The 18,115-nt window shown below is 60.6% G+C and carries 19 protein-coding genes and 1 riboswitch; of the genes, 4 read left to right on the plus strand and 15 right to left on the minus strand.

Features of this window, described 5'->3' with window-relative positions; all coding sequences use genetic code 11:
- Positions 1-2: 2 nt before the first annotated feature.
- From cobC to cobO, 9 genes are read right to left on the minus strand one after another with little or no spacing between them, the layout of a single operon-like run.
- Positions 3-572 (minus strand): alpha-ribazole phosphatase family protein, encoded by a 570-nt coding sequence (gene cobC, locus RHM55_RS08465; RefSeq protein WP_322181061.1) that lies wholly within the window; start codon positions 570-572, stop codon positions 3-5.
- Complete coding sequence (gene cobT / locus RHM55_RS08470; RefSeq protein WP_322181063.1) at positions 569-1,621, minus strand: nicotinate-nucleotide--dimethylbenzimidazole phosphoribosyltransferase; 1,053 nt, start codon at positions 1,619-1,621, stop codon at positions 569-571. The genes cobC and cobT overlap by 4 nt, the downstream gene beginning before the upstream one ends.
- On the minus strand, positions 1,618-2,139 hold the full coding sequence (gene cobU / locus RHM55_RS08475) for a bifunctional adenosylcobinamide kinase/adenosylcobinamide-phosphate guanylyltransferase (protein ID WP_322181066.1): 522 nt from the start codon (positions 2,137-2,139) through the stop codon (positions 1,618-1,620). The genes cobT and cobU overlap by 4 nt, the downstream gene beginning before the upstream one ends.
- Before the next feature lies 1 nt (position 2,140).
- Positions 2,141-3,616, minus strand: a complete 1,476-nt coding sequence (locus tag RHM55_RS08480; RefSeq protein WP_322181068.1) for a cobyric acid synthase — start codon at positions 3,614-3,616, stop codon at positions 2,141-2,143.
- Positions 3,613-4,620, minus strand: a complete 1,008-nt coding sequence (gene cobD, locus RHM55_RS08485; RefSeq protein WP_322181070.1) for a threonine-phosphate decarboxylase CobD — start codon at positions 4,618-4,620, stop codon at positions 3,613-3,615. Before cobD ends, RHM55_RS08480 begins: the two co-directional genes overlap by 4 nt.
- On the minus strand, positions 4,613-5,521 hold the full coding sequence (gene cbiB, locus RHM55_RS08490) for an adenosylcobinamide-phosphate synthase CbiB (protein ID WP_322181072.1): 909 nt from the start codon (positions 5,519-5,521) through the stop codon (positions 4,613-4,615). Before cbiB ends, cobD begins: the two co-directional genes overlap by 8 nt.
- Positions 5,518-6,168: a 5,6-dimethylbenzimidazole synthase gene (gene bluB, locus RHM55_RS08495; protein ID WP_322181074.1), complete on the minus strand. Its 651-nt coding sequence runs from the start codon at positions 6,166-6,168 to the stop codon at positions 5,518-5,520. The genes cbiB and bluB overlap by 4 nt, the downstream gene beginning before the upstream one ends.
- On the minus strand, positions 6,165-7,460 hold the full coding sequence (locus RHM55_RS08500) for a cobyrinate a,c-diamide synthase (RefSeq protein WP_322181076.1): 1,296 nt from the start codon (positions 7,458-7,460) through the stop codon (positions 6,165-6,167). The genes bluB and RHM55_RS08500 overlap by 4 nt, the downstream gene beginning before the upstream one ends.
- Positions 7,461-7,470: 10 nt before the next feature.
- Positions 7,471-8,082: a cob(I)yrinic acid a,c-diamide adenosyltransferase gene (gene cobO, locus RHM55_RS08505; protein ID WP_322181078.1), complete on the minus strand. Its 612-nt coding sequence runs from the start codon at positions 8,080-8,082 to the stop codon at positions 7,471-7,473.
- A gap of 104 nt (positions 8,083-8,186) precedes the next feature.
- Positions 8,187-8,410, minus strand: a riboswitch (cobalamin riboswitch).
- A gap of 220 nt (positions 8,411-8,630) precedes the next feature.
- On the opposite strand from cobO, the gene RHM55_RS08510 reads away from it, so the two are divergent.
- Positions 8,631-9,956, plus strand: coding sequence for a sorbosone dehydrogenase family protein (locus RHM55_RS08510; RefSeq protein WP_322181080.1), 1,326 nt, complete (start codon positions 8,631-8,633; stop codon positions 9,954-9,956).
- 45 nt (positions 9,957-10,001) lie between these two features.
- Here RHM55_RS08510 and RHM55_RS08515 read toward each other — a convergent pair whose 3' ends face one another.
- The 6 genes from RHM55_RS08515 to RHM55_RS08540 all read right to left on the minus strand — a co-directional run bounded on the left by RHM55_RS08515 (position 10,002) and on the right by RHM55_RS08540 (position 15,212).
- Positions 10,002-10,547, minus strand: coding sequence for a C40 family peptidase (locus RHM55_RS08515; RefSeq protein WP_322181082.1), 546 nt, complete (start codon positions 10,545-10,547; stop codon positions 10,002-10,004).
- Between the two features lie 84 nt (positions 10,548-10,631).
- Positions 10,632-11,285 (minus strand): C40 family peptidase, encoded by a 654-nt coding sequence (locus RHM55_RS08520; protein ID WP_322181084.1) that lies wholly within the window; start codon positions 11,283-11,285, stop codon positions 10,632-10,634.
- Positions 11,286-11,361: 76 nt separating this feature from the next.
- A complete protein-coding gene (locus RHM55_RS08525) occupies positions 11,362-12,126 on the minus strand; it encodes an NAD-dependent deacylase (RefSeq protein ID WP_322181086.1) in 765 nt (254 codons plus the stop codon).
- Between the two features lie 7 nt (positions 12,127-12,133).
- Positions 12,134-12,838: a DnaA regulatory inactivator Hda gene (gene hda / locus RHM55_RS08530; RefSeq protein ID WP_322182809.1), complete on the minus strand. Its 705-nt coding sequence runs from the start codon at positions 12,836-12,838 to the stop codon at positions 12,134-12,136.
- A gap of 195 nt (positions 12,839-13,033) precedes the next feature.
- The gene (locus tag RHM55_RS08535; RefSeq protein ID WP_322181089.1) at positions 13,034-14,107 is read right to left on the minus strand and encodes an AI-2E family transporter; all 1,074 of its coding nucleotides are present in this window, start codon (positions 14,105-14,107) and stop codon (positions 13,034-13,036) included.
- A gap of 52 nt (positions 14,108-14,159) precedes the next feature.
- Positions 14,160-15,212, minus strand: a complete 1,053-nt coding sequence (locus RHM55_RS08540; RefSeq protein ID WP_322181091.1) for a DUF2066 domain-containing protein — start codon at positions 15,210-15,212, stop codon at positions 14,160-14,162.
- Positions 15,213-15,561: 349 nt separating this feature from the next.
- Here RHM55_RS08540 and purM point away from each other — a divergent pair, with 349 nt between their 5' ends.
- Genes purM through RHM55_RS08555 form a run of 3 tightly spaced genes read left to right on the plus strand, consistent with a single transcriptional unit; the run spans position 15,562 to position 18,004 of the window.
- A complete protein-coding gene (gene purM, locus RHM55_RS08545) occupies positions 15,562-16,620 on the plus strand; it encodes a phosphoribosylformylglycinamidine cyclo-ligase (protein ID WP_219063933.1) in 1,059 nt (352 codons plus the stop codon).
- Between the two features lie 11 nt (positions 16,621-16,631).
- On the plus strand, positions 16,632-17,282 hold the full coding sequence (gene purN / locus RHM55_RS08550; RefSeq protein ID WP_322182811.1) for a phosphoribosylglycinamide formyltransferase: 651 nt from the start codon (positions 16,632-16,634) through the stop codon (positions 17,280-17,282).
- Between the two features lie 8 nt (positions 17,283-17,290).
- A complete protein-coding gene (locus RHM55_RS08555) occupies positions 17,291-18,004 on the plus strand; it encodes a DUF3108 domain-containing protein (RefSeq protein WP_219063934.1) in 714 nt (237 codons plus the stop codon).
- The last annotated feature ends 111 nt before the right edge of the window (positions 18,005-18,115 follow it).

Raw genomic sequence — 18,115 nt, forward strand, 5'->3', positions numbered from 1 at the left:
GTTCATTCGCTCAACACGCAGCCGCTGCCGACCTGAAGCGTCAGCAGTGCACCATGCCCAACTTCAACCTGAAGCAGTTGCTCACGGGGCAACCCCCGAGCCTGAGCCAGCAACAGGCGCATCACCCCGCCGTGACTGATCAGCAACACGCGCTGACCGGCATAGGCCTGATGCAAACGCTCGACCGCCGCCAATACCCGCGAGGAAAACGCCGTCAGCGGTTCAGCCTTGGGCGGGGTGAACGCATAAGGATTGGCCCAGAACAGCCCCAAACTCTCCGCGTCGGTCTCCATCAGTTGGGCAGCGCTGCGCCCTTCCCATTCACCGAAGTGCAGCTCCTGCAGATCGGCGTCCATGTGCAGTGGCAGGGCCAACTGGTCAGCCAGCTCTTGGGCAAAGCGTGCGCAGCGTTGCAGCGGCGAGCTGACGATTCGATCCCACGGTCCACCCTCAGCCACCGCCACGCGCATCTGCGCCCAGCCAGCAGCCGTCAGAGCGTCGTCCAGGCTGCCACGCAGGCCACCGCCGAGCTCGGTTTCGCCATGACGCAGCAGATCGAGGCGCAAGGTCATGCCGGGCGGTCCGCCACTGCCGCCTCGGCGAACGTCGCCATGCCGTTGTGCAGTTCACAGGCCAGACGCAGCAAAGGCACAGCCAACGCTGCACCACTGCCCTCACCCAGGCGCAAGCCCAGGTCGAGCAAAGGTTCGGCCTGCAAGACTTCCAGCACGTGCCGGTGGCCTGGCTCGGCGCCCCGATGGCCGAACAACAACCAGTCACGACACGATGGATTCAAGCGCACCGCAACCAACGCCGCAACGCTGCAAATAAAGCCGTCGACCAGCACCGCGATACCTTCCTGAGCACAGGCCAGGTAGGCACCGACCAGCGCTGCAATCTCGAAGCCGCCCAGACAGAACAAAGTGCGCAGCGGATCGCCAGCATGCCCGGCATGCAGCGCCAACGCACGCTCGATGACCAACGCTTTGTGCGTGACGCCCGCCGCATTGAGCCCAGTGCCCGGCCCAACCAGCAACTGTGCCCGGCATTCGAGCAAGGCGCATCCCAATGCGCTGGCCGCTGCGGTGTTGCCGATGCCCATCTCGCCGCCAATAAACAGCTCCGCGCCCGACGCCAGTGCACGGCGAGCACTGTCACGCCCAGCCTCCAGCGCGAGCAAACCCTGCGCCTCGGTCATCGCCGGCCCTTCGACGAAGTTCGCGGTGCCCGCACCCAACTGCAAATGCCGGACACCCGGCAGGTTCAACGGCGATACCGTGCCCAGATCAACCACTTCCAACTGCGCCGAAAGCTGACGGGCCAGCACGCTGATTGCCGCACCGCCAGTCACGAAGTTATGCAGCATTTGCCCGGTGACTTCCTGCGGAAAAGCCGAAACCCCTTCTGCAACCACGCCATGATCGCCCGCAAAAATGGCGATCCACAGGTTGTCGACACTGGGCTTGAGCCGCCCCTGCAACCCGGCGAGCTGCACCGCTACCCGCTCTAGCTGCCCGAGAGAGCCGGCCGGTTTGGTCAACTGCTGCTGACGGGCCAGAGCCTCTTCACGCACCTGACTATTGATTGCCTGCGCCGGCTTCAGCCACCAGGAATTGCTCATATTGCGGGTCCTTTCAAGGTCAAGGGCAGGCCAGCGACGGTCAACACCACGCGTTGGCAACGTTCGGCCAGGGCTTGATGCAGCCAGCCGGCCTCGTCGACGTAACGCCGGGTCAGTTCACCGAGGGGCACGACGCCCATCCCGGTTTCGTTGCTGACAAAAATGATTTCACAGGGCAACCCGGCGAGGCAGTTCAACAGCGCCTCGCGCTCAAGGGCCAGGCGCTCAGGGTCTTCGAGCATCAGCAGATTGGTCAGCCATAAGGTCAGGCAATCCACTAACAGGCACCGCTGGGCACTGGCCTGCTCGACCAGGACACGGGCCAGTTCGAGCGGTTCTTCAATCAGGCCCCAGCTGTCGGGGCGGCGCTGACGATGGATCGCCACGCGCTGGCTCATTTCGCCATCCAGCGCCTGGCTGGTAGCGATATAGATGACGTCGAGGCTACTGTGGGTGGCCAACTGCTCGGCCAGTCGACTTTTGCCCGAACGAGCGCCGCCTAGAATAAGTTGCAGCATGTCAGTTGCCCTCTAAACCAGCGTCGTCCAAACCACACAGGGTTCGCAAAAGCGCGCCGTCCAAGTGGTTCTCAACCAGGTCCGCCAGTCGCTCGATGTCGCGTTCGCGCAGCGCGTGGTAGTCGACGTGCTGCACATTCTCCAGGCCCGCCCAGCGCAGTAATGCAGCACACGCTGGCGGCGACTCGAACAGGCCGTGCAGGTAGGTGCCGAGAATTTGCCCGTCGGCACTCTGTGCACCGTCATGGCGACCATCATCAAGGCGCACGGCGGCATGCTCCAGCGCCGCGCCAGTGGTCACCCCCGCGTGAATTTCGTAACCGCTCACGGGCGCGTCTTCAAGCGCGAGATGGCCACGCACATTGCGCAGTTGTTTCTGTTCTTCCAGCACGGTGTTGATGTCCAGCATGCCCAAACCGGCGCTGGAACCGGGCGCGCCTTCGAGCCCCAGCGGGTCATGCAGCTGCTGACCGAGCATCTGCAAACCACCACAAATGCCCAACACCTTGCCGCCATAGCGCAGGTGCCGGGCGATGGCGATGTCCCAGCCGTGGCTGCGCAAGAACGCCAGATCGCTGCGCACGCTTTTCGAGCCAGGCAGGATAATCAAGTCCGCAGCCGGGATCGGCTGGCCAGGACCGACGAACTGCAGATTCACCTGTGGGTGCAGGCGCAACGGGTCAAAGTCCGTGTGATTGCTGATACGCGGCAATACCGGCACCACCACATTCAGCACCTGCTCGACCTTGTCGGTCTGGCGCTGATCGAGACCATCTTCGGCCTCGAGGTGCAAATCCATCACATACGGCAGCACGCCGATCACCGGTTTGCCGGTGCGCGCTTCCAGCCAGTCGAGGCCCGGTTGCAGTAAGGCGATATCGCCGCGAAAACGATTGATGATGAAACCTTTGACCCGCGCCTGCTCACTCGGGGACAGCAGTTCCAGGGTGCCCACCAAGTGGGCGAAGACCCCGCCGCGATTGATATCGGCAATCAACAGGACAGGGCAATCCACCGCTTCGGCGAAGCCCATGTTGGCGATGTCGCCAGCACGCAGGTTGATTTCGGCAGGCGATCCGGCGCCTTCGACCATGACCACCGGATAGGCCGCACTCAAGCGTTGGTGCGAGGCCAGCACCGCCTGCATCGCGACCTCTTTATAGCCGTGATACGCCACCGCGTTCATGGTGGTCACCGCCCGGCCGTGGATGATGACCTGCGCGCCCGTGTCGCTATTAGGCTTGAGCAACACCGGATTCATGTCGGTGTGTGGCTCGAGCCCAGCGGCCTGGGCCTGCACCGCTTGCGCTCGGCCGATCTCGCCACCGTCCGCCGTCACTGCGCTGTTGAGCGCCATGTTCTGCGGCTTGAAAGGCACCACGCGAACGCCCTGACGGGTCAACCAGCGACAGAGCGCGGTCACCAGCGTGCTTTTACCGGCGTCTGACGTCGTCCCCTGCACCATCAAGGTGGTCATGGTATTTCCTTGGTGTAGTCGCTAAGAGCTCGTTCGAACCGTTGCCAGTCGACTTCTTCAGCCGGCAGACCGAAACGCAGGGCGCTGTGGTGGGGACTGCCGGTGTTCAAAAACAGCCGCAGCAGAATCCCGCGCCGGGCACAGAACTCATAAACCTGAACAGCGTGCGGAGTCGTCAACCATTGAAACAGCGCGCAACCACCCTGAGGTTTCAAGCCATACTGGCTCAGCAGTTCAGCCAGGCGCTGGCTGGCGTGTTCGGTACGCAGGCGTTGCAGGCGATGACCTTCGACATCGCTCAGGCACACTTGCCCCAGCACACGCGTTGGCCCGCTGACGGCCCAAGGGCCAATCTGCCGCGCCAGCAATTTGAGCAGCTGTGGTTCGGCAATCACAAAGCCCAAACGCACGCCCGCCAGCCCGAAGAACTTGCCGAACGAACGCAACACGATCAAGCCGACGCGCCAGGCTTCGGCGGTCAGGCTCAACTGCGGCGTGTTGTCCATAAAGGCTTCATCGACCACCAACCAGCCACCGCGCTGGGCCAGGTGCGCGTGCCATTCCAGCAGGCGCTCCGGGGCGATGCTCAGCCCGGTGGGGTTGTTCGGATTGACCACCACCAGCACATCAAGGCTGTCGATGAAAAAATCCACTTCGTGCTCGAACACTTCGCGCACCCGAAAGCCGTTGGCACGCCAGGCTTCGGCATGTTCGGCATAACACGGCGATAACACACCGACCTTGCCCGCACGACGCAAACGCGGCAACGCCTGAATCGCGGCTTGCGAACCGGGCACCGGTAGCACACGAGGGGCGCCATAGTAGGCGCAGGCTGCCAGTTCCAGGCCATCGTCGGTTTCCGGCAGCCGCGCCCAGGCTCGCGCCGGGATTTCCGGAATCGGCCAGGGCCAGGGCGAGATACCACTGGACAGGTCCAGCCACTCGGCTTCAGCGATGCCGTAGTGCAATGCCGCATCTCGCAAGCGACCGCCGTGCTCAAGCATACAGTTCAGCCCCCACGCACAGGACCAGCAACCACAACCAGACACCGCGCTGGACCAGTTGCCAGCCACGATCGATCGACTGAGCATCAGCCGGCGCGCCTTCGCCCAATTGCGGACGCTGGTGCAGTTCACCGTGATAAATCGCTGCCCCACCCAACTCCACGCCTAGCGCGCCCGCACCGGCGGCCATCACCGGACCGGCATTCGGACTGTCCCAGCCAGGTGCTTGAGAACGCCAGCAGCGCAGGGCCAATCGGGTGTTGCCCAGCAGCGCGTAGGTCAACGCCACCAGGCGTGCCGGAATGTAATTCAAGACATCATCGATTTTTGCCGCCGCCCAGCCAAACCGTTCGAAACGTTCATTGCGATAGCCCCACATAGCATCCAGGGTATTGCTCAAGCGATACAACACCACCCCCGGCGCACCCGCGACAACAAACCAGAACAAGGCGGCGAACACTGCATCGCTGCCGTTTTCCAAGACTGATTCGGTGGCCGCGCGGGCGACTTCAGTCGAGTCCAGCTCCGTTGTCTGCCGACTCACCAGATAGCCCACGCGACGACGGGCTTCGTCCAGGTCACCGCTGCGCAAGGCCTGCGCCACCGGCTCGACGTGCTCGCCAAGGCTGCGCAAACCCAGCGCGCAATACAGCGCCAGAACCTCCACCCACCCGCCTATATAGGGCAACCAGCTGAAAAAAGTCACCAGCAGCGTCAACGGGATCACCGCGATGAACCAGGCGGTGACCCCATGACTGCGCCAACCGCGCCCAGCCGAATTGAAACGCTGTTCGATCCGGTCGGCAAAGCGCCCGAACGCCACCAGCGGGTGCGCCCGTTTCGGCTCGCCCAGCAGCGCATCCAGCGCAACCCCGGCGACGCTCAACAACGCCATGCTCATCGACTCACTCCCCACTGGTTTTCGTAGAGCAATTCGCTCAGCGGACGCGCCTGCGCCCACCCTTCCAGCACCAGCATGGGCGCCGGGTAAAACTCGGCCACCGGTCCCAGACACAGAATCGCCAAGGGTTTTGCCCCCGCCGGCATGCCCAGCAGGTCGGCCAGCGCTTGCGGTTCGAACAGTGAAACCCAGCCCATGCCCAACCCTTCGGCACGCGCTGCCAGCCACAAATTCTGAATCGCGCAGGACAAGGACGCCATGTCCATTTCCGGCAAGGTGCGGCGCCCGAAGATATGCCGCTCGCGATCATCCATCAGCGCCGCGACCAGCACTTCCGCGCAATCGTTAATGCCTTCGACTTTGAGCTTCATGAAATCGTCGGAGCGCTCACCCAAGGCTTCTGCGGTAAGAATCCGCTCTGCCTCGACCTGTGCCTTGATGCTCTCCCGCAGCGACCGGTCACTGATGCGAATAAAGCGCCACGGTTGCATCAACCCGACGCTGGGCGCCTGATGCGCCGCTTCGAGCAATCGCGCCAGCAGCTCCGGCGCCACGCTACCACCGATGAAGTGGCGCATGTCGCGACGCTCGGCAATCGCTCGATACACCGCCGCACGTTCGTCGGGGCTGAACGCCTGATCATTCATGGTTTGAAAAGCGCCGCAACCGCTTGAGGATTAGAAGGGAAATAGAAGTGTACGTAAGACGCGGTCATGCGCCCGTCACGATAGACCGCCTCGGCGCCGCGCCCACCGTTGGGGCTCACGCCGCGAGCGATGGGCTGCAACTCAGTGCTGGTCAGCGAGTGGTGATAGGTGTGTCCACGCAGCAAGCCTTCCGGCAGCTCGACCGCTTGCAAAGCCAGCGCCGCCAAACGTTTCTGCATCACGGCTTCGCCAGTCAGCAGCCCCACCAGCTCCGCTCGCTGACCGTCGACATCGGTCAAGGCATCCAGCAGGTAAAGCATGCCGCCGCACTCAGCCAGCAGGGGTTTACCTGCTGCATGATGGGCGCGAACGGCGGCCAGCATCGGTAGGTTTTGACCCAGCGCGACGTGGTGCAGTTCGGGGTAACCGCCCGGCAGATAAAGGCTGTCGGCATCGGGAATGAAGGTGTCGTGGATCGGCGAGAAAAACGACAACTCGGCGCCCATGGCCCGCAGCAGGTCAAGACTGGCGCCGTAGGTAAAGGCAAACGCTTCGTCCCGAGCCACGGCAATGCGCACCCCCTCAAGCAAGGGTTCAGCCTTGACGATGTCGGGCGCGGCGAATTCGACAGCCGGCGGCAAGGACACCTCGCACGTGCTGCCTAGGGCGGTGGCGGCGGCGTCGAGGCGTGCATCCAGATCATTCAGTTCGCTGGCCTGGACCAGGCCCAAATGACGGCTCGGCAACTCGATCCCGGTTTCTCGTGACAACGCGCCGTACCAGCGTAAGCCCTCGGTCAGGCTGCCTTCGAGCAGTTGCGCGTGGCGCACGGTGCCGACGCGATTGGCCAAGACCCCGGCAAACGGCAGGTCCGGCTGATAACGCGCCAGGCCCAGGGCCAACGCGCCAAAAGTCTGGGCCATCGCAGTGCCGTCGATCACGCCCAGAACCGGTACGCCGAAATGGCGCGCCAAGTCTGCGCTGGACGGCGTACCGTCGAACAAGCCCATGACCCCTTCAATCAGAATCAAGTCGGCTTCGCCCGCCGCCTCCCACAACAGTCGGCGGCTTTCATCGGCGCCGACCATCCACAAATCCAGCTGATAGACCGGCGCGCCACTGGCGCGTTCGAGAATCATCGGGTCGAGAAAGTCAGGGCCGCATTTGAACACCCGAACCTTGCGCCCTTGATTGCGGTGCAGTCGGGCCAACGCGGCCGTCACGGTGGTCTTGCCCTGGCCGGAAGCCGGCGCAGCGATCAACACCGCCGGGCAGTGACGCGGCGCTCTCATGAAGGACTGCTCATAGCTCGATGCCTTTCTGCGCACGGATACCGGCCTGAAAGGCATGCTTGACCACGGCGATCTCGGAAACCGTGTCCGCCAGATCAATCAGCTCGGGTTTCGCGCCGCGGCCCGTCACCAGCACATGCTGCATCGGCGGACGACTTTGCAGGTCGCTGAGGACCTGCTCCAGATCCAGATAACCGTGTTTGAGGGCGATATTCAGTTCATCGAGCACGATCAGGCCGATGTCTGGGTCGCGCAGCATTTCCCGGGACACTTCCCAGGCAGCTTCGGCGGCGGCGATATCGCGCTGGCGGTCCTGGGTTTCCCAGGTGAAGCCCTCGCCCATGACGTGATAACGCACCTGCTCGGGGAAACGACGGAAGAACAGCTCTTCACCGGTGCTGTTGCGACCCTTGATGAACTGCACGACGCCACACTGCATTCCGTGGCCCATGGCGCGGGCAAGCATGCCGAACGCTGAGCTGCTTTTGCCTTTGCCGTTCCCCGTCAGGACCAGCAACAGCCCGCATTCATTCGGCGAACTGGCAATGCGCTCGTCCATGACGGCTTTTTTACGCAGCATGCGCGCCAGATGGCGTTCGTCACGTTCGGGGGATTCGTTCATCTCAGCTCTCCGTTTGAGCAGGGCACGCGAAAGCAAACGGAAGGCACAGGAATTGACTGCCAGCACGGTCAAAAAAGACCCTGCGCAGAGCATCGCCCGCCGTGATGCTGTTGGATGGTTCAGGCCGGTCTCCGGACTCATGAGCGGGCTTTGCCCCCACTGCGCGCCTTCCCACATTTTTTACGATGCAGTGACTGAATGCGCAGCTTTGACTCATTTACCGTTGCGGGGGCAGCGCCGGAATCGGTCGCTGGACGCGTCCTCACCGGCTTCCCTGTTTCACTCAGCCCATCAGCGATGGCTGAGCACCTGAAACACGTCGCGAAGGGTAGAGGGTTGGGGATAGAGCGTCAATCGAAGCGCCCTTTCCTTTCGCGTAATAAAGCTGTTTGACCCGTGCGAGTCATATCGATTGATATTAAACGACAGCCATCCCGCGCCACCTACTAAGCTTGCTGACTATCAACTCACCTGCAAAAGGTTGAACCTCAACAGCCCACCCTCCTCTACTGCTTTACGCGCACTTTTCGCTTTTCATGGAGATCGTCATGTTCACACTCAGACCTCAGTTGGCAGTACTGCTTGTACTGATGACCGGCCTTACCGCTTGCGGCGAGACTGCCAGCCTGCAAGTAGCGGAAGGCACGGGCCCGCAGCCGAAGCTGCCTGAACCGAACAAAACACTGATCCCGACCGTGAACATCGCCCCTGCCGTGGGCTGGGCAAAGGGTGCAAAACCTGTCGCTGCACCAGGCACTCAGGTGTCAGCGTTTGCCGAAGACCTGGATCACCCGCGCTGGCTGTACGTGCTGCCTAACGGCGATGTACTGGTCGCTGAAACCAACTCGCCGGCCAAGCCCGATGACAGCAAAGGCATTCGGGGCTGGATCATGAAAAAGGTCATGGGGCGTGCGGGGGCGGGCGTAGCGTCCGCCAACCGGATCACACTGCTGCGCGACAAAGACCATGACGGTGTTGCTGAAACCCGTACCGTGTTCCTGCAAAACCTTAATTCACCCTTTGGCATGGCCCTGGTCGGCAACGACTTCTATGTCGCCGACACCGATCAACTGCTGCGTTTCCATTATGAAAACGGGCAAACCTCGATTACCGGCAAGCCAAGCAAGGTGACAGACCTGCCTGCAGGGACACTCAATCACCACTGGACCAAGAACGTCATTGCCAGCAAAGACGGTAAAAAACTGTACGTGACCGTGGGTTCCAACAGCAATGTCGGTGAGAACGGCCTGGACAAGGAAGAAGGTCGAGCCGCGATCTGGGAAGTCGATGCCGCGACGGGCGCGCATCGGATCTTTGCCTCTGGCCTGCGCAACCCCAATGGCATGGACTGGGAACCGCAGACAGGCACGCTGTGGACCGCCGTCAATGAGCGCGACGAAATCGGCAGCGATCTGGTACCCGATTACATTACGTCAGTGAAGGATGGCGCATTTTATGGTTGGCCTTTCAGCTACTACGGCCAGCATGTGGATGTGCGCGTCTCACCCCAAAACCCGGCTTTGGTGGCCAAGGCCATTGCACCGGATTACGCCGTCGGACCCCACACCGCGTCGTTGGGTCTGACCTTCAGTGACGGAAAATCGCTGCCGGCACCGTTCACCCAAGGTGTATTCATCGGCCAACACGGTTCGTGGAACCGCAACCCCCACAGCGGTTACAAGGTGATATTCGTACCGTTCACCAACGGCAAACCCAGCGGCGCCCCCGTCGACCTGTTGACCGGTTTCCTCAACGCAGACGAGAAGGCCCAGGGGCGTCCGGTGGGCGTGATCAATGATCAGCATGGCGGAGTGCTGGTGGCCGATGACGTGGGGAATAAAATCTGGCGGGTGACGGCGGCAAAGGCGCAGTAAGCCCCGCTTTCGACGGGGCAGGATTTACTGCACGATCACATCAAATCAGGGGTTATTACGCGCCAGATGCTCTGGCTGAATGACGCGCTTGGCGTTGAGGTAGGTTTTTTGCCAATAGCTGTTGTCGAGGCTGTCCAGGCGCACTGTGCCGCCCGTTGCCGGCGCATGCACAAAGCGCCCTTCCCCAACGTAGATCGCGGCGTGACTGACCTGCGAGCCGCCTGACGTGGCGAAGAACAACAGATCACCAGACTGTAAAGCGTTGCGCCCGACGTCCGGCGCGCGCATCACAATCATCTCTCGGGTCGAGCGTGGTAGCGCGATACCGGCCGCGTCACGGTAGACATAACCAATCAACCCACTGCAATCGAAGCCCGAATCAGGCGTATTGCCGCCCCAGCGATAAGGCGTGCCGACCAAACCCAGCGCGCGAATTAGCACGTCTTCAGCAGCAGGCGAGGAATAATCGGAAGTCATTGGCGCAACGGGTCGAACAACCCATTGTTTTGAAGGGGGTGGAGCGTGGCTTGCGCAAGCGCCAAGAAGCGCAGCAGCCAATGTAATCAACCCTAGGCGTACCGTAATCGACATAAACACAACAACCTGATCTGGATGCGGCTTACTCTGCCGGGAGCCCGAACTGCGTGTAACTTGAGTTACACGCTCCGGTAATGACTAGCGTTGGCTTTGGATTGTAGTCGGCGCCATCGCTAACGCACGTTTAGCTTCGATGAAGGTCTTCTTCCAATAGCTGTCATCCAGGCTATCGACCCGAACACCACCGCTGCGGCTGCTGCTGGAATGGATGAATTGATCATCGCCCAGATAGATGCCGGCATGGCTCACACGACCGCGACCCTTGGTGCTGAAGAACAGCAGATCACCCGGCTTCAGGTTGTTGCGAGCAACCAGTGGAGCCTTCAAGTTGATCATGTCGCGAGTGGAGCGTGGCAACGTCATGCCCGCTTCTTCACGGAAAAGGTAGTTGATGAATCCGCTGCAATCGAAACCTGCTTCGGACGTACCGCCTACGCGATAACGGGTACCGATCAGGGACATGCCGCGTTCCAGGATGCTGTCGGCAAGAATCGGCATGCGGTACGGCTTGCTGTCAGCAAACTCGGCCAGTTCTTTTTCGGTGATCAACTCTTCGGACAACACGGAGTCAGATCCGTCGGCCATCTGGGAGGAGCGTGCAGACTGCGCAGTAATCGAGGCATGAGCCTGATTCTGGACCTGCTGCTGGTTCGAGGCAGGCATGTTAGCCGCGCAACCAAAAAGGAGTGAAACCAGTGCGAGGGGCACGAGGGGTGCGAAGCGATTTAGCATGGGCACGACCGTGGCTAGTGATGTAAAGGAGATGAGACTATGCCTTCTATCACCCTGATTTGCAAATTCAATCGATCTAAATGTGACTTACCAGTTCCTCCATAACTTCTAAGGCTCTACAGCCCAGGAAAACATCCATGGCGGCGCTGTGGTCGGTCGGCGTCGGATTTATCTCGGCGGTAAAGCCCCCCGACACCCGCGTACGCAGGACCGGCTCGTGAATATACGGGAAGCTGGCAGTGGTGCCGATGCTCAATACAGCGTCGAAACCCTTGGCCATTTCTTCGTACAACGTTTCCAGCGCCCGCTCGGGCAACATTTCCTCGAACAACACCACTCGCGGGCGCAATACCCCATGGCAGTGCTTGCACAAGGGCGGCAATGGCCGTTGCAGGTGCTCGCTCAGTTCCGGGTCGATGGCGCCACAGGATTGGCAAAACAACGGCGCCAACTGCCCGTGGATTTCAATCAAGCGCTCAGGTGGGCTGCCAGCGGCACGATGATAGCCATCGACGTTCTGCGTCAGGACCCAGCATTCAGGCTTGAGTCGCTGCAACTGAGCGATGGCGTAATGGGCGGCATTCGGTTGCGCACCGAGACAAGCCTTGCCCAGTTCGGCGATATATTTCCAGCACAGCGCAGGGTCGCGGCGCAACATCGGGCCAGACAGCGCCATTTCGATGGGCAGCCCGTCCGAGGTCTTTGCGTTATACAGCCCGCCAACGCCCCGGTAGGTCGGGAGGCCCGAGTCGGCCGACAAGCCAGCGCCGGTAATAATCAGGATGCGCCGGGCATGACGCAACGCCGCTGCTGTTTGCAGCAATAGCTTGCGATCTACCACGGCCGCGCTACCAACCCAACGTTTCCTTCAGGAAAGGAATGGTCAGCTTGCGTTGCGCTTGCAGTGACGCTTGATCGAGACGTTCGAGCAAGTCGAAGAGCGCACTCATGCTGCGGGTACCGCGAGTCAGGATGAAATGACCGACCTCATCAGTCAGGTGCAGGCCACGGCGCGAAGCGCGCAACTGCAAGGCGCGCAGTTTGTCTTCATCGGACAGACCACGCATCTGGAACACCAGGGCCATGGTCAGCCGTGATTTGAGGTCGAGAAGTTTGACCGGCAGCTCCCGTGGAGACTGGGACGCGGCGATCAACAGGCGACGGCCGCTGTCGCGCAGGCGATTGAACAGGTGGAACAGCGCCTCTTCCCACTCCGGCTTGCCAACCACCGCTTGCAGGTCATCCAGGCAAACCAGCTCGTACTGCTCCAGATTATCGAGCAGCTCAACGCCTTGATCCATCACATCCGCCAAGGGCAAGTAAACCGCCAGCTCGCCCAACTGCTCGAAGCGCAGGCAAGCGGCTTGCAGCAAGTGAGTACGCCCGACGCCATCCTTGCCCCAGAGATAAATCAGGCTTTCGGTCCAGCCAGCATCGGCTTCGCACAGACGCTCAACATAGCCGAGTGCTGCGGCATTGGCGCCGGGATAGTAATTGATGAAGGTGGCGTCATCACGCAGACGCACACCCAAGGGCAGCTGAATCGGTTTCATGCTGGCTGAACGGCTCAAGCGAGCCGCTAGGGGCCTCAGTATAAAGTGGGCAAAGTTTATACCGGTGACGCTGGGTGCACAATGCGGCAGACCACAAGCAAAATCAAAGGTTTGCGTTTACTTCCGGTCATGCGCCGCATCGGTGCACCTGATCCAGTGCGAATAGACCAGGATCCGACGTAACAGGCAGATCACCTACAGATCAGGATCTACCGTGCCACCGTAAATATCCGACTCTTTATAGAGGTCATGCACATGGCGCACCAAAACCATGATGACGGCCGCCACCGGTAGCGCCAGTAACACACCCGTGAAACCGAACAGCTCACCGCCCGCTAAAATCGCGAAGATCACCGCCACCGGGTGCAGACCAATCCGGTCACCCACCAGCAATGGGGTGAGAACCATGCCTTCCAGGGCCTGACCGACCATGAACACCGCGACGATACCCATCATGGGGTACACGTCGCCGCCAAACTGGAACAGCCCGGCGATGACGGCGGCACCGATGCCGATTACAAAACCCATGTACGGCACAATCGCCGCAAGACCCGCAATCACTCCGATCAGCAGGCCCAACTCCAGGCCCACCAGCATCAAGCCGGCGGCATAGATAAAGCCCAGCGCAACCATGACCAATAGCTGACCGCGAATAAAGGCACCGAGGACTTCATGGCACTCGCTGGCCAGCTTGACGATCTGCCCTTCACGATGGCGCGGCAACAGACTGCGAATCCTGGCCATCATCAGGTCCCAGTCGCGCAGCAGGTAGAAGCACACCACCGGGATCAGCACCAGATTGGTCAACCAGCCGATCAACGCCAGACCGGATGCCGTCGCCTGAGCCAACACCACACTGACAATATCGCCCGTCTGCCCCATGTGCTCGGAAATGGCGGCCTTGACCTTGTCGAACTTCCAGAAACCATCAGCCAGGCCCAGCTTGGCCTGGGTCCATGGCAATGCCGTGTGCTGCAACCAGTCGAGTATCTGTGGCGCCAGTTCATACAGGCGGAACAACTGTTTGGCCAGCATCGGCACCAGGACCAGCAGCAGCGCCATCAGAATCATCGTGAACAAACCGAACACCGCGACCACACCCAAGGTGCGCGACAGCCCGGCAGCTTCCAGCCGATCGACCAAAGGGTCGGCCATATAGGCCAAAAGCAGCGCAATCAGAAAGGGCGTCAGAATCGGATGCAGCAAAAACACAAACACACACAGCAGGACAACCCCGCCAATCCAGAACCAACGACGTGAGTCAGCCATTACCGCCCCTCAAACCCAAGAATAAAAACCAACCCGAAGCACCGTCCCGCCGTTACCAACGAAAGTGCAACTGCGGTGCAGAAGACGGTTGAGTCACGGGGGCAACGCCATCGACCGGAGGTTGTTGTGCCGGCGTTGCAGCACTCACCTCGCCCGCTGGAACTTCCTGCAATTTGGCCAGGGACAATTGCGAACGAAGTTGATCGGCACTGCCATTGACCTCGTAGGTAATGCGATCACCGCTCACCGTTTTCAGCTTGGCGCCAAATGGATCGAGCAAGCGACTCAACTGAGCGTAACGTTCAAGGTTCATGCCCTGCACTTCCAGCACCAGCGCGGTCGACGCACCGGGCTTGACCACATAGCGCGGCGCCAGACGTTCGCTGACCGCCAGCAGGACAGCATCGGCCAAGGCTCCGCTGTCCGCGCCGGTGGCCGTGCCCTGCTCACTCTGCTGGCCCAGCCACAAACGCCATTTACCCTGCCATTGACCGTTCTCTTCACGGGCATGCACCGCCAGCAAACCATCGGCGCCATACCGCTCGGAAGCGGCCCTCAACGGCGCAGAGTCGGTGCCTTCGATGTTCTTGGCCGTTCCTACAATTTGCTCACTCAAATCCGCCAAAGGCAGACGCAGCGGCAAACCCCGGTGCTGCGCCGCGCGACGCAAGGGTTCGGCCGCGCTCTGACCATCACCCACCAGATTGGAGCCATCAGTGGCATCACTCAACCACCAACCAAGGATCGTCGGACGATTGCTGCCCCACACAGACAAGCCTGCCTGATGCAGCGAGCGCTCGGTACTGGCTGGATCGAAATCAACCAGCAAGCTCTCTGGCGGACCCGCTTCGTAGCCGTACTTGGTGATGATCTGTTGCGGGTCCTTACGCAACCCGGCCAGGCCAGCGCTTTGCGGGGCCTTGGGATCACCTGTCAGCCGCAGAATCAAGGTTTCCAACGCGTGTTGCGTGGCCTGAGTGCGCTCATCAGGGGTTTGCCCACTGACTGTTTCACGCACTTGGTACAAGTTGCTCATGGTTTCAGCAACGCTGGGCAGACTGATCAATGACAGGCAGCCCACAAACAACAATTTAGAAAGACGCATGGAAGGTTCCCGACGAGCAAAAGCGGCATGAAAAAAGCCGCGTGAAAACGACTGATATGGTTGAGACCACACATCGAGCCGAATCATTCATACAGAATCATAGCGACACCTTATACAGCCGCCGACAAACGAGCCAGCTTGAGCGCATGCATCGATTATTTTGGGTTCTAATAAGCCTGCCCGTCGGCCTAAGGATGGCCGCTGCCCTGTAAGCCTGATAAAATCGCGCGCCTTCGCAGACTGGCGATGGCGGTGGCCCCTGAAAACGCAGCATTCCTTGTATGCAGCGTTTTTCGAGAGGCCCTGCCGACTTCGGTCGACCCCCCGAATCCCCTTAAAGGCCTGGATTATGAGCAAGCAACCCTCCCTGAGCTACAAAGACGCCGGTGTAGACATCGACGCCGGTGAAGCATTGGTCGAACGCATCAAGAGCGTGGCCAAGCGCACCAAGCGTCCGGAAGTCATGGGCGGCCTGGGTGGCTTCGGCGCCCTCTGCGAAATCCCGGCCGGCTACAAGCAGCCTGTACTGGTCTCCGGCACCGACGGCGTGGGCACCAAGCTGCGCCTGGCGCTGAACCTGAACAAACACGACACCATCGGCATCGATCTGGTCGCCATGTGCGTCAACGACCTGGTGGTTTGCGGCGCAGAGCCATTGTTCTTCCTCGATTACTACGCCACTGGCAAACTCAACGTCGAGACCGCGACTCAGGTCGTGACCGGCATCGGCGCTGGCTGTGAGCTGTCCGGCTGCTCGCTGGTAGGCGGCGAAACCGCAGAAATGCCCGGCATGTACGAAGGCGAAGACTATGACCTGGCCGGCTTCTGCGTCGGTGTCGTGGAAAAAGCCGACATTATCGACGGTTCGAAAGTCGCCGCCGGTGACGCCCTGCTCGCCCTGCCGTCTTCCGGCCCGCACTCCAACGGTTACTCGCTGATCCGCAAGATCATCGAAGTGGCCGGTGCCGACATCGAAAACATCCAGCTCGACGGCAAACCGCTGACCGACCTGTTGATGGCGCCGACTCGCATTTACGTGAAGCCATTGCTCAAGCTGATCAAGGACACTGGCGCAGTGAAGGCTATGGCCCACATCACTGGCGGCGGCCTGCTGGACAACATCCCGCGCGTACTGCCAGCAGGCGCTCAGGCGGTGGTCGATGTCGCCAGCTGGCAGCGTCCTGCCGTGTTCGACTGGCTGCAACAGCAAGGCAATGTCGCTGAAACGGAAATGCACCGCGTCCTGAACTGTGGCGTGGGCATGGTCATCTGCGTCGCTCAGGAACACGTCGAAGTGGCCTTGAACGTGCTGCGTGAAGCCGGCGAGCAACCTTGGGTCATCGGTCAGATCGCCACCGCTGCCGAAGGCGCTGCACAGGTCGAGCTGAAAAACCTCAAGGTACATTGATGTCAGTGCAGATACCTGCAACGTGTGACGTGGTGGTGCTGCTGTCTGGCACCGGCAGCAACCTGCAAGCCATGATCGACAGCTTCAAGGGTGTCGACAACCCTGTCCGTATCCGCGCGGTGATATCCAATCGCGCCGATGCGTTCGGCCTGCAGCGCGCCAGGGACGCAGGCATCGAAGCCCGCGTCCTCGATCACAAGGCGTTCGAAGGTCGAGAGGCCTTCGATGCTGCGCTGATCGAGCTGATCGACACCTTCCAACCCAAGCTGGTGGTGCTCGCCGGATTCATGCGCATATTGAGTGCGACATTCGTCCGTCACTACCAGGGCCGCCTGCTGAATATTCATCCTTCTCTGCTGCCGCTTTATAAGGGCTTGCATACTCACCAGCGAGTGCTTGAAGCTGGTGACAGCGAACACGGCTGCAGCGTGCATTTCGTGACAGAGGAACTCGATGGGGGTCCACTGGTCGTACAGGCAGTAATCCCGGTAGAGTTGAACGACTCGCCAGCCACCCTGGCACACCGGGTTCATGCTCAGGAACACGAGATTTATCCGCTGGCAATACGATGGTTTGCCGAAGGAAGACTAAGCCTCGGCGAACAGGGCGCATTACTGGATGGCCAGTTACTCCCGGCCAGTGGCCACTTGATTCGAATCTAGGAGATATTATGCGTCGCGCTTTGCTCTTCGCTTTCGCTCTGCTCGCACTGCCAGCTGTTCAGGCCGCAGACCTTCAGCCGTTTTCCGCCAGCTACACCGCTGACTGGAAACAGCTGCCCATGAGCGGCACCGCCGAACGCAGCCTCACGAAAAACGCGAACGACACCTGGACCCTGAGCTTCAAGGCTTCCATGATGATCGCCAGCCTGACCGAGGTCAGCACCCTGCGTGTCGACAAGGGCACCCTGCTGCCACAGTCCTATAACTTCGAACGCGGCGGTCTGGGTAAAACCAAAAAGATCGACATGGCGTTCGACTGGAGCAGCAAGGTGGTAAGCGGCACGGATCGCGGTGACGTGATCAACCTGCCCATCAACCCCGGCGTGCTCGACAAGTCGACCTACCAGCTGGCGTTGCAAAAAGACGTGGCTGCCGGCAAGAAGAGCATGAGCTACCAGGTGGTCGATGGTGACTCTGTAGACACCTACGACTTCCGCGTACTCGGCTCGGAAAAGGTCGATACCAAGGCTGGCAAGATCGACGCCATCAAGGTCGAGCGTGTACGCGACCCGACGCAAAACAAACGCATTACCGTGATGTGGTTCGCCAAGGATTGGGATTACCTGCTGGTTCGCCTGCAACAGGTCGAAACCGACGGTAAGGAATACAACATCATGCTGTTGAACGGCACCGTCAATGGCAATGCGGTCAAAGGCAGCTAACAGGCCTGAGTTCGCCAGCAAGACCCAAGCCTCCGCTTTTCAGCGGGGGCTTTTTATTGCGCGCGCTGCGCAGGACCAAGGCAAAACTGAACGTAACCTGTCCGAGACGCC

Origin of the sequence: Pseudomonas sp. MH9.2 (assembly GCF_034353875.1) — a bacterium.
In the GTDB taxonomy this organism is placed as follows: Bacteria; Pseudomonadota; Gammaproteobacteria; order Pseudomonadales; family Pseudomonadaceae; genus Aquipseudomonas.